The organism is Haloglomus halophilum (assembly GCF_024298885.1).
In the GTDB taxonomy this organism is placed as follows: Archaea; Halobacteriota; Halobacteria; order Halobacteriales; family Haloarculaceae; genus Haloglomus; species Haloglomus halophilum.
Genome location: NZ_CP101166.1, coordinates 3232700 through 3246695, shown reverse-complemented (window position 1 = coordinate 3246695; position 13996 = coordinate 3232700). Strand labels below are relative to the sequence as shown.

The 13996-nt window shown below is 69.7% G+C and carries 10 protein-coding genes and 1 pseudogene; 7 read left to right on the top strand and 4 right to left on the bottom strand.

Features of this window, described 5'->3' with window-relative positions; all coding sequences use genetic code 11:
* Positions 1-145 precede the first annotated feature (145 nt).
* The 3 genes from han (at position 146) to NL114_RS15820 (ending at position 6128) form a co-directional block, all read left to right on the top strand.
* Positions 146-2071, top strand: coding sequence for a Hef-associated nuclease (gene han / locus NL114_RS15830; protein ID WP_254821885.1), 1926 nt, complete (start codon positions 146-148; stop codon positions 2069-2071).
* Between the two features lie 91 nt (positions 2072-2162).
* Positions 2163-4301 carry a bacterio-opsin activator domain-containing protein gene (locus tag NL114_RS15825; protein WP_254821884.1) on the top strand — a complete coding sequence of 713 codons (2139 nt, stop codon included), beginning with the start codon at positions 2163-2165 and terminating at the stop codon, positions 4299-4301.
* A gap of 132 nt (positions 4302-4433) precedes the next feature.
* Positions 4434-6128 (top strand): class I adenylate-forming enzyme family protein, encoded by a 1695-nt coding sequence (locus tag NL114_RS15820; RefSeq protein WP_254821883.1) that lies wholly within the window; start codon positions 4434-4436, stop codon positions 6126-6128.
* Between the two features lie 128 nt (positions 6129-6256).
* Here the strand turns inward: NL114_RS15820 and NL114_RS15815 are convergent, their stop codons facing one another.
* From NL114_RS15815 to ribH, 3 genes are all read right to left on the bottom strand, one after another.
* Positions 6257-7810: a GMC family oxidoreductase gene (locus tag NL114_RS15815; protein ID WP_254821882.1), complete on the bottom strand. Its 1554-nt coding sequence runs from the start codon at positions 7808-7810 to the stop codon at positions 6257-6259.
* A gap of 64 nt (positions 7811-7874) precedes the next feature.
* Positions 7875-9023, bottom strand: a complete 1149-nt coding sequence (locus NL114_RS15810) for a pyridoxal phosphate-dependent aminotransferase (RefSeq protein ID WP_254821881.1) — start codon at positions 9021-9023, stop codon at positions 7875-7877.
* Positions 9020-9481 (bottom strand): 6,7-dimethyl-8-ribityllumazine synthase, encoded by a 462-nt coding sequence (gene ribH, locus NL114_RS15805; protein ID WP_254821880.1) that lies wholly within the window; start codon positions 9479-9481, stop codon positions 9020-9022. The genes NL114_RS15810 and ribH overlap by 4 nt, the downstream gene beginning before the upstream one ends.
* A gap of 177 nt (positions 9482-9658) precedes the next feature.
* Here ribH and NL114_RS15800 point away from each other — a divergent pair, with 177 nt between their 5' ends.
* Positions 9659-10846, top strand: coding sequence for an inorganic phosphate transporter (locus tag NL114_RS15800; protein ID WP_254821879.1), 1188 nt, complete (start codon positions 9659-9661; stop codon positions 10844-10846).
* A 97-nt stretch (positions 10847-10943) separates the two neighbouring features.
* On the opposite strand, the gene NL114_RS15795 is transcribed toward NL114_RS15800, so the two are convergent.
* Complete coding sequence (locus tag NL114_RS15795; protein ID WP_254821878.1) at positions 10944-12350, bottom strand: hemolysin family protein; 1407 nt, start codon at positions 12348-12350, stop codon at positions 10944-10946.
* 145 nt (positions 12351-12495) lie between these two features.
* Between NL114_RS15795 and NL114_RS15790 the strand changes: the two are divergent.
* From NL114_RS15790 to NL114_RS15780, 3 genes and pseudogenes are all read left to right on the top strand, one after another.
* Positions 12496-12750 (top strand): annotated as a pseudogene (locus NL114_RS15790) (glutaredoxin family protein); the annotation flags it as partial.
* 107 nt (positions 12751-12857) lie between these two features.
* On the top strand, positions 12858-13376 hold the full coding sequence (locus tag NL114_RS15785; RefSeq protein WP_254821877.1) for a redoxin domain-containing protein: 519 nt from the start codon (positions 12858-12860) through the stop codon (positions 13374-13376).
* Between the two features lie 6 nt (positions 13377-13382).
* Positions 13383-13985, top strand: a complete 603-nt coding sequence (locus NL114_RS15780; protein ID WP_254821876.1) for an L-threonylcarbamoyladenylate synthase — start codon at positions 13383-13385, stop codon at positions 13983-13985.
* Positions 13986-13996 lie beyond the last annotated feature (11 nt).

Here is a 13996-nt window from a genome sequence, read left to right as displayed (position 1 = left end):
GGCGTTTCGATGCCCCGGACCCCACCGCGGGCGAGTGGGTGTGACCGGAATCCACCGTCTGAGCGGCCAGCAGCCCGTGACGCGTCGGAGCGGCGGTTCCACAGTTTGACAACTCTTAAACGGCAACGGGACCGAAACCCATTACATGTCTCATTCGCCCGACGCCGACGAGGAGGTCGGCGCCGATTCCGATGCTGACGGGGTCCCGGACCGGGGGACCGTCGTTTATCGCCTCGCGGACGCCTGTACGGCCGATGCCCTCGAACAGGGCGAGCACTACCACGCGACCGTCAACGGCGTGGTCGAGTACGGGGTCTTCGTCGACGTCTCGGCCAGCGTCTCCGGACTCGTCCACGATTCGGAGCTGCAGGGGGCGTACGACGTCGGTGACGAACTCATCGTCGAACTCATCGAGGTACGCGAGAACGGCGACCTCGCGTTCGCCGAGCGCGACATAGCGGAGTTCGAGACCGAGGAAGTCGCGGCCGGCGCCGAGGTCGCGGTCGCCGAACTGGACGAACACGTCGGCGAGATCGTCAACGTCGAGGGCGTCGTCGTGCAGGTCAAGCAGACCGGCGGCCCGACGCTGTTCCACGTCGCGGACGGCGAGGCTGTCGTCCCCGGCGCCGCCTTCGAGTCCGCCGGCGTCCGCGCGTACCCGAGCGTGGAGGTGGACGACGCCGTCCGTATCACGGGCGAGGTCGAGCACCGCGAGGAAGCGCTGCAGATCGAGGTCGAGGACCTCTCGCGCCTGCGTGGTGAGGCCGCCGAGGAGGTCCGCGCCGACTACGAGGAGCGACTGGCGGCCGCCGCCGAGCCGCCCGAGGTCGAGCCGCTGGTCGAGTGGGAGGCGTTCGAGTCCATCCACGAGGAACTGCGCGAGGTGGCCCGTCACCTCCGCCGGGCCGCACTCGCCAACCGCCCCATCCGGATGCGCCACCACGCCGACGGTGACGGGATGTGCGCCTCCGTGCCGCTCCAGACCGCACTCGAGCGGTTCATCGACGACACCCACGAGGACAACCAGGCCCCGCGACACCTCCTGAAGCGGCTCCCCTCGAAGGCGCCGTTCTACGAGATGGAGGATGTCACGCGCGACCTCAACTTCGCACTGGAGGACCGCGAGCGCCACGGGCAGAAGCTCCCGATGCTGTGTATGCTCGACAACGGGTCGACCGAGGAGGACGTTCCCGCCTACCGCGCGATGGCCCAGTACGACGTGCCCATCGTCGTCGTCGACCACCACCACCCCGACCCGGAGGCCGTCGAGCCGCTGCTGGAGGCCCACGTCAATCCGTACCTCCACGGCGAGGACTACCGCATCACGACGGGCATGATGGGTGTCGAGCTCGCGCGCCTGGTCGACCCCGACATCACCGAGGAGGTCCGCCACGTCCCCGCCGTCGGCGGCCTGTCGGACCGCTCGAAGGCCGAGGCGATGGACGACTACCTCGAACTGGCCGAGGAGGCCGGCTACACCGAGGCCGACCTCCGCGACGTGGGCGAGGCGCTCGACTACGCCGCCCACTGGCTCCGCTACAACGACGGCAACGGCTTCGTCAACGACCTGCTCGACGTGGGCACCGACGCCGACCGGCACGACGACCTCGTCGAGTTCATGGCCACCCGCGCCGAGCGCGATGTCGACCGCCAGCTCGAGGACGCCCTCCCGCACGTCGACCACGAACGACTCGACAACGACGCCCACCTCTACCGGCTCGATGTCGACGAGCACGCCCACCGATTCATCTACCCCGCTCCCGGGAAGACGACGGGCGAGGTCCACGACCGGAAGGTCGAGGAGACCGGCGACCCCGTCATCACCATCGGTTACGGGCCGGACTTCGCGGTCCTCCGGTCGGACGGCGTCCGGCTGGACATCCCCGAGATGGTGACGGAGTTGACCGAGGAGCTGCCCGGCGCAGGCGTCAGCGGCGGCGGCCACCTCGTCGTCGGCTCCATCAAGTTCGTCCCCGGCAAGCGCGAGGCCGTCCTCGACGCGCTGGTCGAGAAGATGGCCGACGCCGAGCTCGACGAGGAGCTGCGGAGCACGCTGGTCCGCGACGACTGACGGCGCGGGCTCACGGCCACGAACCACCCGACAACTTATCTTCCCGCGTTCCTCCGGTCGACATAGACCGCCGTCCGGCGGAAATCGAGTCATGGCAGACGGACACCAGCAGCCGGGGGAGCGTCGAGATACGAACGGACCGTCGGGTGCGGCGCTGCTCGACGCGATTCCCGGTCCCGCGTTCGTGCTGGCGACCGACGGGCGCATCCAGCGGACGAACGAAGCCGCAGCCACGCTGCTGGCCGGAGACGAGCCGGACACGTTCGACACGCTGGCTCGCCCGGCACACCGCGAACGCGCCCGCGAGGCCGTGGCTGCGGCTGCCGCCGGTGACACGACGACCGTCGAGGTGGACGTTCAGGCCGGGAGCGGAACGCGGCGGTTCGCATTCGACTGTTCGGCCATCGAACTGGAGGGCCGACCGACCGCCGTGCTGGCCGTCGGTCGGCCGAGCGGGACCGAGGAGGCAGAAGAGCAAGAACAAGCGAAGGAGAAGGTGGAGGAGGAGGACACGACCGCGACCAGGCTCCCGGATGAGGGAGCCCCCGACGACACCGTATCCGGAGCTGCCGATGGCACCGCATCCGGGGCCACCGACGACGGGCTCGCCGCCGGGAGTCTGCTCCAGCGGGCCGACATCGTGGAGGCCGTCGGGGATGGGGCGTACGTCCTCGACGGCGACCGCCGGCTCGCCGCGGTGAGCGACCGGCTCGCGGCGACGCTGGGACGCGACCGCGATGCACTGGTGGGTCAGCGGCTCCGGGCGCTGCTCGCCGACGATTCCCAGGCCGCAGCGGTCGGCCTCCACGAGGCACTGCTGGCAGGGGACCGCGAGACGGGAACCGTGGAGTTGACGGTCGCGAGCGCCGGCGGGGATATCCCCGCCGAGATCCACGCCACGGCCGTCGCCGACGGGGACGACCGGGTGGTCGTCGGCGTCCTCCGGGACGTCTCCGACCGCCGGCGCCGCGAGCACCAGCTCGCACGCCACCGGGACCAGCTGGCGACGCTGAACCGCATCAGCGAGGCCGTCGAGGGGGTCGTCCAGGGGATCGTCGAGTCCGCGACCCGCGAGGGTATCGAGGAGACCGTCTGCGAGCGGCTGGCTGCCTCCGACCTCTACCGGACGGTCTGGGTCGGTCGCATCGCCGCGGGCGGCCTGGAGGTGACGGCGAGCGCTGGTGAGCCCCCGCTGTTCGCGAGCCAGCAGACATCCGAGAACACGGCCGAGGCGGACGCCGCCGATGTCGCCACGGCGGCCGGGACCCACCAGGACCACCCGGCGAGGGTCGCGTTCCGGACGGGGGAGCCGTGTATCCGACGCGACGACTGGATGGGGGGCGACCACCCGACCGAGCACGGGCTGGCGGCCGAGCACGGCATCCGGGCGAGCATGGCGCTCCCCATCACGCACAACGACACCGCCTACGGCGTCCTCTGCCTGCAGTCGCCACGGGCTGACGCGTTCAGCGACCGCGAGCAGGCCGCGCTGGAGCGACTGGCGCGCGTCGTCGGCTTCGCCATCAACGCCGCCGACACGGAACTCCTGCTCCACTCGGGCACCACGACGGAACTCGTGTTCCGCGTCCGGGGGGAGAACTGCTTCCTGGCGACGCTCTCGGCCGAGGCCGGGCCCGTCGGCCTGCGCTGGACCGTCCCCGAGGACGATGGTCTCCGGCATTTCCTCGAGGTCGAGGCCCCCGCAGAGGCGGCGGTCGCCGGCGCGGAGGCCGCCGGCGCCCTCGAGGTGGCGGTGGTCAGCGAGCGCGAGGGCGACGACGGACCCACGACGACCATCATCGAAGCGATAGCGCCTCGGAGCGTCACCGCCCGCCTGAGCGATGTCGGGGCCGTGGTCCAGCAGGGGAGCGCCGAGGGCGGCACCGCCGAGTTCACCGCCCGCATCGCCGGGCAGACCAGCACCCGGACCGTCGTCGAGGCGTTCCAGGACGAGTTCGAGGCGTCGCTGAAAGCCAAACGACGGGTCGAAGAGCCCGTCGAGACGGCTCAGGACCTCCGGCAAGCGGCCGACGAGCGCCTCACCGACCGGCAGAGCGACGTCCTCCGGACCGCGTACCTGATGGGCTACTTCGAGTGGCCCCGCGTCCACAACGCCGAGGAGGTCGCCGAACGGATGGGCATCACCTCCGCGACGCTGCATTACCACCTCCGCGCCGCCGAGCGGAACTTCCTGGAACTGTTCTTCGACGAGTCGCCGACGAGCGAGTGACAGGGAGTGGCGGCCGGGAGCGGCCGGGGGCGGCCGGGGGCGGCCGGGGGCGGGGCAGGGGCGGTCCGGGACCGCCGGCGACAGCCGGGGATAGACTTAACCCCCGATGCGACACACGCGTTCACGATTGTCATGGAGCACCACGACGGCGGTCCCCTCCAGCACGCCGACGCCGTGCTGTCGATGGGAGCGCACCGATACGGCGAGAAGGACGCCATCGTCTCGCTGGAGTACGGTGAGGCACAGAGCTTCGCGGACCTGGACGAGCGCGCGAGTCGCGTCGCGAGCGCGCTGACCGAGCGCGGTGTCGAACCGGGCGACCGCGTCGGGCTCTTCCTGCCGAACACGCTCCAGTTCCCGGAGACCTTCTTCGGCACGATGCGGGCCGGCGCCATCCCGGTGCCACTCAACCTCCGGATGGACATCGAGACGCTGGGGTACATCTGCTCGGACGCCGACGTGGACCATCTCGTCACGTCGCCGCTGCTCGTCGGCGGGATGGAGACCGACCGGGCGACCGTCGCGGCGCCGGCCGATATCGCCGCCGAGGCGGGCATCGCGACCCGCTGGATCCCCGGGATGGGCGACCCCGACGGCGACGCGGACGGCGTGGTCGACTACGAGGCCGCACTCGAGGCCGCCGACCCTGACTTCGACCCGCCGGAGCGCGACACCGACGACGTGGCCGTCCAGACGTACACCTCCGGCACCACGGGGCGGCCGAAGGGGGTGCTGTTGAGCCACCGGAACCTGCTCTCGGTGCAGGAGTCGATGGCCACCTCCGGCCCCAGCCCCGACCCCGGGATGACCGGCCTGATGGTCCTCCCGCTGTTCCACGTTCCGACGCTGAACACCGTGATGGGGAAGTACCTCTACACCGGCGGGACCGTCATCCTGCAGGCCCGCCCCAGCGGCGAGGGGATGCTCCAGGCCATCGCGCAGTTCGACATCAACGAGGTACCCGCGGTCCCCGCGCTCCACACGATGATGTACCGGGCGTACAGCGAGAACCCGGACGCGTACGACGTGTCGTCGGTGGAGGCACTCGGCGCGGCGGCGGCCCCGCTCCCGGACGACACCAAGCGCAACCTCACGCGCGACTTCGACGTGTCGATGAGCGAGGGCTGGGGGATGACCGAGACCGCCGGCCTCGTCACGCTGCGCTCGCCCGCCGTGAACAAGGCCGCCGGCTGTATCGGCCAGCCACTCCGGAACCTCGAACTGGAGTTGCGCGACCCGGACACCCGCGAGACCGTGGTCCCGGCACGGGCGCTGAACCCCCGGAAGGCACCGACGGACCTCCCCGAGGACGAGGCCGAGCGTACCGGCGAGATCGCCGTGCGAGGCCCCCAGGTGTTCGAGGGCTACCACGGTCTCCCGGAGACGAACGAGGCGGTGTTCGACGACGAGGGCTGGTTCCACACCGAGGACGTGGGCCGCGTCGACGAGGACGGCCACCTCTGGATCGTCGACCGCGCCGACGACATGATCATCGCGGGCGGCGAGAACATCTACCCCGCCGAGGTCGAGGACGCCCTCTACGACCACCCGGACATCGCCGAGGCCGCCGTCGTCGCCGCACCCCACGAGGTGAAAGGCGAGGCACCGGTCGCGTTCGTGGTGCCGGAGCCGGACGCCGACCTCGACGAGCAGGCCGTCCGTGAGTACTCGCTGGAGAACGTCGCGAGTTACGCGCATCCCCGGCGGGTGTTCTTCGTGGACGAACTCCCGCGCTCGGCGACGCAGAAGGTCCAGCGGTACAAGCTGGAGGAGCAGGTCGAGGCGGAACTCGGCGGGGAGCCGCTGGCATCGAGCGAGCAGCTCTGATAGAGACGGGCGGGGACACACGCATATATTCTATATGTAACATATTTCTCACCTGTTCGAACCTTCCACCCCCAATCCCCTCGTCAAGTCAGTTAACATACATGTAAAATTCAACCTCCCGAACGCTCTCAGGCACCACCAGATATCAGGTCCGCTGCTCGCTCTGCGAGCATCATCGTCGGCCCGTAGGTGTTCACTCGCGGAATGGTCGGCATGACCGACGCATCAACCACCCGCAGCCCCTCGACACCCCGAACTCGACACGCCGGGTCGACCACGGCGTCCTCGCCGGCACCCATCCGGCAGGAGCCGACGAGATGGTAGTACGAGCCGGTGTGGTCGCGCACGTGCTCGCGGATGGACGCCTCGTCGGTCCCCGCGGGGAAGTTCCGCCCGTCGTACACGTCGGCGAGCGGCGCCGCCGCGGCGATCTCCTGGGCCTTCTCGACCCCTCGCACGAGTGCTTCGACATCCACCTCGGCGGAGAGGTAGCCGGGGTCGACGAGCGGGTCGTCGTCCGGGTCGGCCGACCGGAGCCGGACCCGGCCGCGGCTCTCCGGCGCGACGAGCCCGACACCGATGGTGAACCCGCTCCAGTCGTACTCGGCGAGGTCGCCGCCCTCGATGGTCGCCGGGGCGAACATGAACTGGATGTCCGGCGCGTCGAGGCCCTCACGTGAGCGCCAGTAGCCCACCGCCTCGGACCCGTTCGAGGCGAGTGGACCACGCTTCAGGAGGAGGTACTTCGCCACGTTCCACAGCGACTCGGCATCGTCGTACGTCTCCGTCGTGGCGCGGTAGTTGGTGTAGACCAGCGCGTGGTCCTGGAGACCCTCGCCGACCGGCAGGTCCGCTCGAACCTCGATGCCGTGCTCGCGGAGGTGGTCGGCGGGGCCGACGCCCGAGAGGAGCAGCAACCGGGGAGAGTTGATGGCTCCAGCGCAGACAATCACCTCCGCGTCGGCCTCGGCGATGCGAGTCACGCCGTTCTGGACGTACAGCACGCCCGTCACGCGGTCACCGTCGCCGTCGAACCGGAGCCGCCGGACGTGGGTACCCGTCTCGACGGTCAGCGAGTCTCGACTCATCGCCGGTTTCAGGTACGCGTCCGCGGCGCTGTACCGCTCGCCGTCCCGCTGGATGACTTCACAGAAGCCGACCCCCTCGGCGTCGCGGGCGACGCTCTCGGCCCGGCCGAGGCCGGCCGCGGCAGCCGCGTCGACCAGCGACGACGACACGGGATGCGGGTCGCGTATCGGTCGGAGATGCTGGGGACCACCCGAACCGAGGAACCCGCCCTCGCTGTCCTCGAGTCCGTCGTAGTATCCCGCGACGGACTCGGGCCCCCAGCCCTCGTCGTCGGTCGCCGCGGCCCACGCCTCGAAGTCCGTCTCGTGCCCCCGGAAGTACATCTGCGCGTTGATGGAACTGGAGCCCCCTAGCGTCCGCCCCTGCGCGAGCGTCACACGGCGCCCGTCCAGCCCCGCCTGCGGTGTCGTCCGGAAGTCCCAGTCGTACTCCGTCCCGAGGAGGTCGACGTGCGCGATGGGGATGGACATCTCCCGTTTCTCGTCCGGCTTGCCGGCCTCCAGAAGCAGCACATCGTTGTCCGCACTCAGCCGGTTCGCCAGCACGCACCCCGCGGACCCGCCACCCACGATGACGTAATCGTACCCCGCCATGGGCGTGCGTGTCTCCTTGCAGCGACAAAAAGGCCCGCCCGCACCGAGAATCGGTCCCGCGTCGTTACAGGTAGCCTTCCTCGGCCAGCCGCTCGACGCCCTCGCGCAGGCGCTCCTCGCTCGCCGCGTACGAGAGCCGGGCGAAGCCGGGCGTGCCGAAGGCGCTACCGGGAACTGTGGCGACGTGGGCGTCCTCGATGGCGCCCTCGCACCAGGACTGGTCGTCCTCCGGGACCGGGAGCATCATGTAGAACGCGCCCTCGGGAACGGCGACCTCCTTGCCGTGGTCGGCGAACAGGTCGACGAGCATGTCGCGGCGCTCGTGGAAGGCGTCGCGCATCTCCGTGATAGCGTCGTCCGTGTTCCGGAGCGCCTCGACGCCCGCGTGCTGGACGAAGTTCGTCGCGCACGTCACGGAGTGGGAGTGGAGTTTGCCGGCCTGGCTCACGAGGTCGCTGGGCGCCCCGAAGTAGCCCAGCCGCCAGCCCGTCATGGAGTAGGCCTTCGAGAAGCCGTTGAGCGTGATGGTCCGGTCGCCCATCCCGTCGAGCGTGCCCAGCGAGGTCGGGGAGACGCCGTAGGTGATCTCCTTGTAGATCTCGTCGGAGATGACCGCGAAATCGTGGTCGACAGCGAGGTCACGCACACCCTCCAGAGCAGCGTCGGAGTAGACGGCCCCAGTCGGGTTGTTCGGCGAGTTGATGACCGCGAGTTCGGTCTCGTCGGAGACGGCCTCGGCGAAATCGTCGAGGACGGGCTCGAGCTGGAAGCCGTGGCCCGAGGTATCCACGCGCGAGATGGAACCGCCCGCGAGCTTCGTCATCGCCTCGTAGCTGACCCACGCGGGGTCCAGCAGGACGACCTCGTCCCCGTCGTCGATGAGCGTCTGGAAGATCTCGTAGAGCGCCTGCTTCCCGCCCGGCGTGACGATGATCTCGTCGGTGCCGTAGTCGAGGCCGTCGCTCTCGAACTTGTCGACGATGGCCTCCTTCAGCGCCGGGATGCCGTTCGAGGGCGCGTAGCCCGTGTGACCGGCGTCCATCGCGTCCTTCCCGGCCTCGACGATGTTCGCCGGCGTGGGGAAGTCCGGTTCGCCCACCGAGAGATCGACGACATCGACGCCGTCGGCCTCCAGTTCCGCGGAGAGGTTGCTGATAGCGATGGTGGCGGAGGGCTCGACACGCGTGACGCGGTCCGCGAACTCGAAGTTCATGCTTCGACCCCCGTATCCGCGTCGTACGAATCGAGGTCGGCACCCGGCTCCGGGAGGTCGGCGGCAAGGTCGAGTGCGGCGTCGACGGCGTCGGCGCCGACGTGGACGCGCTCGTCGGCTTCGGCCGCCGACTGCCCCGGCCCCGTCACGCCGAGCGTGACCGGCGTATCACGGTCGAGTGCGACATCGGAGAGCTTCGGTGCGATGGCGTGGCCGATGACCTCGTCGTGGTTCGTATCGCCCGTGACGATGGCGCCCAGCACCGCGACCGCGTCGACATCCTCGCGGCGCGCGAGTCGGTCGGCGGCCAGCGGCGCGTCGTACGAACCGGGAACCGGGACCTCGGCGACGACGTCGGCGTCGCGCGCGGCCGCGGCCTCGCGGCCCCGCTCGGCCATCTCGTGCGTAATCGGTCGCTCCTTGTTGAACTGAGCGACCACCAGTCCGAGTGCTACCATACCCGGTCGCAGGCAGAGGGTTCTGATAGAACTGCCGCTTCGTGGGAATCGACCGGAACGACCACTAGGGATTTCGGGCAGCGTGCGCGCCCGTGCCCGGCCGCAGCCAGCACGGACTCGCGGCCACGAGTCGATGGGCGGCTTTAACCGGCATGCCGGAGTAGCGTCGGACAACTGATGGTCGGCACCGCGACGCTGGTGACACTCGTGATCGCGAGCCTGGCGAGCCTCTTCATGGCCTGGTCCATCGGCGCCGGCTCCTCCGGGTCGACCCCCTTCGCGCCCGCCGTCGGTGCGAACGCGATCAGCGTGATGCGGGCCGGCTTCATCGTCGGTATCCTCGGCCTGCTCGGTGCCATCCTGCAGGGTGCCAACGTGACCGAGGCCGTCGGCAAGGAGCTCGTCGTCGGGGTGACGCTCTCACCGGTGGCCGCGACGGTCGGCCTGCTCGTGGCGGCGACGCTGGTCGCCATCGGCGTCTTCGCGGGCTACCCCATCGCCACCGCCTTCACCGTCACCGGAGCGGTCGTGGGCGCCGGCCTGGCGATGGGCGGCGCGCCCGCGTGGGCGAAGTACCAGGAGATCGCGACCCTCTGGGTCCTGGTCCCGTTCGTGGGCGGCGGAATCGCCTACGGCACCGCGGTGACGCTCCGCGACGAGCGCGTTCCCGAGGGCGTCGCGGTCCCGCTGCTCGCAGGAATCGTCGGGCTCATCCTCGCCAACGTGGGGTTCGTGCTGCTCGGGCCCGCGGGCGAGGCCGCCTCCATCGCGGGGACCATCGCCGCCGAGTTCACCGGGCCACCACTCCTCGTCAGAGCCGCCGTCTCGCTCGTGCTCGCAGCCGCCGTCGCACTCGCGCTCGCACAGGACATCTCCCGGGACAAGGCCGCCGGACAGCGCCACTTCCTGCTCGCGCTCGGCGGCCTCGTCGCGTTCTCGGCGGGCGGTTCGCAGGTCGGCCTCGCGCTCGGTCCGCTGCTCCCGCTGCTGGACGATACGTCGCTGGCGCTGCCGCTCACCGGACTGCTGTTCGCCGGCGGACTCGGACTCCTCGTGGGCTCGTGGACCGGCGCGCCGCGGATGATAAAGGCGCTCGCGCAGGACTACTCCGCGCTCGGGCCGCGCCGCTCCATCGCCGCGCTCATCCCCTCCTTCGCCATCGCACAGACCGCCGTCTTCTTCGGCATCCCCGTCTCGTTCAACGAGATCATCGTCTCCGCCATCATCGGGTCGGGCTACGCCGCCGGCGGCGCCGGGGTCAGCCGCGAGAAGATGGTGAAGACGGTGCTGGCCTGGGTCGGGTCGCTGGTGCTGGCGTTCACCGTGAGCTACGGGATGTTCGTGGCGGTCGATGCGGTGCTCTGACCCGTCCACGACGAGCGGTCTTCTGGACGGGTTCGTACAGAGGGTGGGGAGCCGCAGGCCGCCCGGCGAGGGCACCCGCCGAGCAGGAAGTTTCCGGTCAGTCCGTCGCCACTTCGTCGGCCTCGGCCTCCTCGTCCTCGACGCCGTACTCGTCGGTGACGGTGATGCGCGCTTTCATGATCCGCGTGTTCTCGACCTCCTCGACACGGATGTCGACGCCCTCGTAGGAGATGACCTCACCCTCCTCGACCAGGCGGCCGGCGCGGTTGAAGATGAAGCCGGCGATGGTCTCGAACTCCTCGCCCTCCGGCAGGTCGATGTCGAGCGCCTCGTTGACCTCCTCGATGTTGAGTTCGCCGCGGACGAGGGCGGTGTCCTCGTCGAGGAAGTCGATGGGCTCCTCCTCCTCGCCCTCGAGGATCTCCCCGACGATCTCCTCGGTGAGGTCCTCCATCGTCACCAGCCCCTCGGTGGTCCCGAACTCGTCGATGACGATGACCATGTGCATCCGGTTCTGCCGCATCTCGGCCAGCAGTTCGTCGACGTTCTTCGACTCGGGGACGTGGAGCGTCGGCTCGATGATCGATTCGAGCGTGAGGTCCTCGGACTCGTTCTCGCCGTAGTTGAGGTCGCGAACGAGGTCACGTACGTGGACGACGCCGATGATGTTGTCCAGCGAGCCCTCGTAGACGGGGATGCGGGCGTGGCTCGACTGGACGGCGGTCTCCAGAGCCTCCTCGATGGAGCCGTCCTTCGAGACGGCGGTCATGTCGAGCCGCGGGGTCATCACCTCCTTGGCGATGGTGTTGTTGAACCGGAAGACACGATGGAGGAGTTCGCGCTCGTCCTCCTCGATGACGCCCTCGCGCTCGCCGGTCTCGATGATGTCGCGGATCTCATCGCGGGTGACGTAGGAGGTCTCGATAGCCGACCGGCCACCGGTCACCTTGTTGACGACGCGGGTGAGGTAATCGAAGGTGACGACCAGCGGGAGGAGCGCCAGCTCGGCGATCTGGAGCGGGCGGGCGATGCGCAGCGCCCACGATTCGGTGTTCTCGACGGCGTAGGACTTGGGCGCGCTCTCACCGAACAGCAGGACGAGCGCCGTGATGCCGAACGTGGCGGCGGCCACGGCTGCCCCCTGCGAGAGGTAGAGTGCGAACAGCCCCGTCGCGATGGAGGACATCGCGATGTTGACGATGTTGTTGCCGACGAGGATGGTGACGAGCAGGCGATGCGGGTCGGATTTCAGCTCTGCCATCGCCTCCGCGCCGGGCACGTCGTCCTCGACGAGCGACTCGACGCGGTGGGGCGCGAGCGAGAACATCGCGATCTCCGAGGAGGAGAAGAACCCGGAGAGCGCGATGAGGAAGACGATGGTCACGAGGCCGAGTACGGTCAGGGTGGTGGTATCGACCGCCGGGAGCACCGACTGTGCCTGGAGGAGAGTGCCGCCGCTGAACAGCGAATCCGCGAGCAGCGGGCTGAGGAGGCGTATACCCATCGAGTAGTCCGTGTTGACTCGCCACGGGATTAAGGGTTTGCCATCTCCCGCCACGAGGGGTCCGGCCGTTCCGGACCGTGCCGGTCATGCACGGCCCGCTTCCGCGGGCGATACGCTTACCGGTCGGCCATCCGTATCCGAACGCATGAGCGACCCGACAATCACACTGTACCGGCTGCAGGCCTGCCCGTTCTGCGAGCGCGCCGTCCGGAAACTGGACGACCTCGGGCTCGACTACCACTCCCGATTCGTAGAGGCACGCCACTCCCGGCGCGACGTGGTGAAGCGACTGACCGGCGCACGCACCGTGCCCGCCCTCGTCGACGAGCGGACCGGCGTCACGATGTCCGAATCCGCCAACATCGTCGAGTACCTCGACGAGACGTACGGCGACGGCGACGGGGAGACGCCGGTCCACATCTCCGCCGACGCGGCGGGCGACGACGTGCAGGAACTCGAGTCCGGCAGCGAGGGCGAGGACACCGACGAGCAGGAGGTGGAGGCCTGATGGACCTGGGCTTCGAGGTTTCGGAACTCCCGCCAGCCGACGCACTCGGGGAGGGCGAGACGGCGCCCGATTTCACCCGCCCGCTCGTGAACGAGGAGTTCTGGGAGGACGTGGCCCTGTCGGACCTGACCGACGACTCGCCGGTCGTCCTCGTCTTCCATCAGATGGCCGGGGACTTCCCGCCGACCTACGTCTTCCAGCGCATCCGCGACGACGAGTGGACCGACTGGGACGCCGAGATCGTCGGCATCTCAATCTCCTCGCCGTACGAGCTGAAGGGGTTCATCCGCGAGTGGCGTGATTTCGAGCAGTTCCGGTTCTTCTCGGACCCGGCGGCCGGCGTCGCCGAGGAGTTCGGCATCGCGACCGACGTGGACGGGATGACCGGCATCCGCGAGCCCCGCCCCGCCGTGTTCGTGCTGGACGAGGACCGGACCGTCCGGTACACGTGGGTCGCCGGGGAGAACCCCGAGTTCCCGCCGTACTCGGATATCGAGGCGGCGGTCCAGGACCTCTGACCGGGGATGTCGACCGGGTCAGTCTCCGACGAAACCATCGAGGACGCTGCCGACCGTATCGGTTCGGGCGGACTGGTCGTCTACCCGACCGAGACCGTGTACGGGCTCGGCGCCGACGCGACCGACGCGGCCGCGGTCGAACGGGTCTTCGAGGCCAAGGGCCGGTCGCGTGACAAGCCGCTCTCGATGGCCGTCCCCGACCTCCCGGCCGCGGCGCCGTACGTCCGACTCGACGAGCACGAACGGGCCTTCTGCGACCGGTTCCTCCCCGGGCCGGTCACGGTCGTCGTCGAACGGACCGACCACGTCCCGGACGAACTCGTCGCGGGCGGTGACCGTGTCGGCCTCCGTGTTCCCGACCACGAGGTGGCGCGGCGGCTGGCCAGGGCCGCCGACCGACCGATCACGGCGACGAGCGCCAACCTGAGCGGCGAGGGGAGCGCCCGGGGCATCGGCGAGGTGGCACCGTCCATCCGCGACCGGGCGTTCGTCGTCGACGGCGGGCGGACGCCGGGCGGCGGGAGCACCGTGGTCGACGTGACGGCCGGGACAATCCACCGACGCGGGAAACGTATCGACGCCATCGAGCAGTGGCTGGCCGAGCACTGACCCGCTCGGAC

What these genes read in the sequence shown, in the direction of transcription:
- han (WP_254821885.1), top strand. Translation starts at nt 146, where the DNA reads ATGTCTCATTCGCCCGACGCCGACGAGGAGGTCGGCGCCGATTCCGAT.
- NL114_RS15825 (WP_254821884.1), top strand. Translation starts at nt 2,163, where the DNA reads ATGGCAGACGGACACCAGCAGCCGGGGGAGCGTCGAGATACGAACGGA.
- NL114_RS15820 (WP_254821883.1), top strand. Translation starts at nt 4,434, where the DNA reads ATGGAGCACCACGACGGCGGTCCCCTCCAGCACGCCGACGCCGTGCTG.
- NL114_RS15815 (WP_254821882.1), bottom strand. Translation starts at nt 7,810, where the DNA reads ATGGCGGGGTACGATTACGTCATCGTGGGTGGCGGGTCCGCGGGGTGC.
- NL114_RS15810 (WP_254821881.1), bottom strand. Translation starts at nt 9,023, where the DNA reads ATGAACTTCGAGTTCGCGGACCGCGTCACGCGTGTCGAGCCCTCCGCC.
- ribH (WP_254821880.1), bottom strand. Translation starts at nt 9,481, where the DNA reads ATGGTAGCACTCGGACTGGTGGTCGCTCAGTTCAACAAGGAGCGACCG.
- NL114_RS15800 (WP_254821879.1), top strand. Translation starts at nt 9,659, where the DNA reads ATGGTCGGCACCGCGACGCTGGTGACACTCGTGATCGCGAGCCTGGCG.
- NL114_RS15795 (WP_254821878.1), bottom strand. Translation starts at nt 12,350, where the DNA reads ATGGGTATACGCCTCCTCAGCCCGCTGCTCGCGGATTCGCTGTTCAGC.
- NL114_RS15785 (WP_254821877.1), top strand. Translation starts at nt 12,858, where the DNA reads ATGGACCTGGGCTTCGAGGTTTCGGAACTCCCGCCAGCCGACGCACTC.
- NL114_RS15780 (WP_254821876.1), top strand. Translation starts at nt 13,383, where the DNA reads ATGTCGACCGGGTCAGTCTCCGACGAAACCATCGAGGACGCTGCCGAC.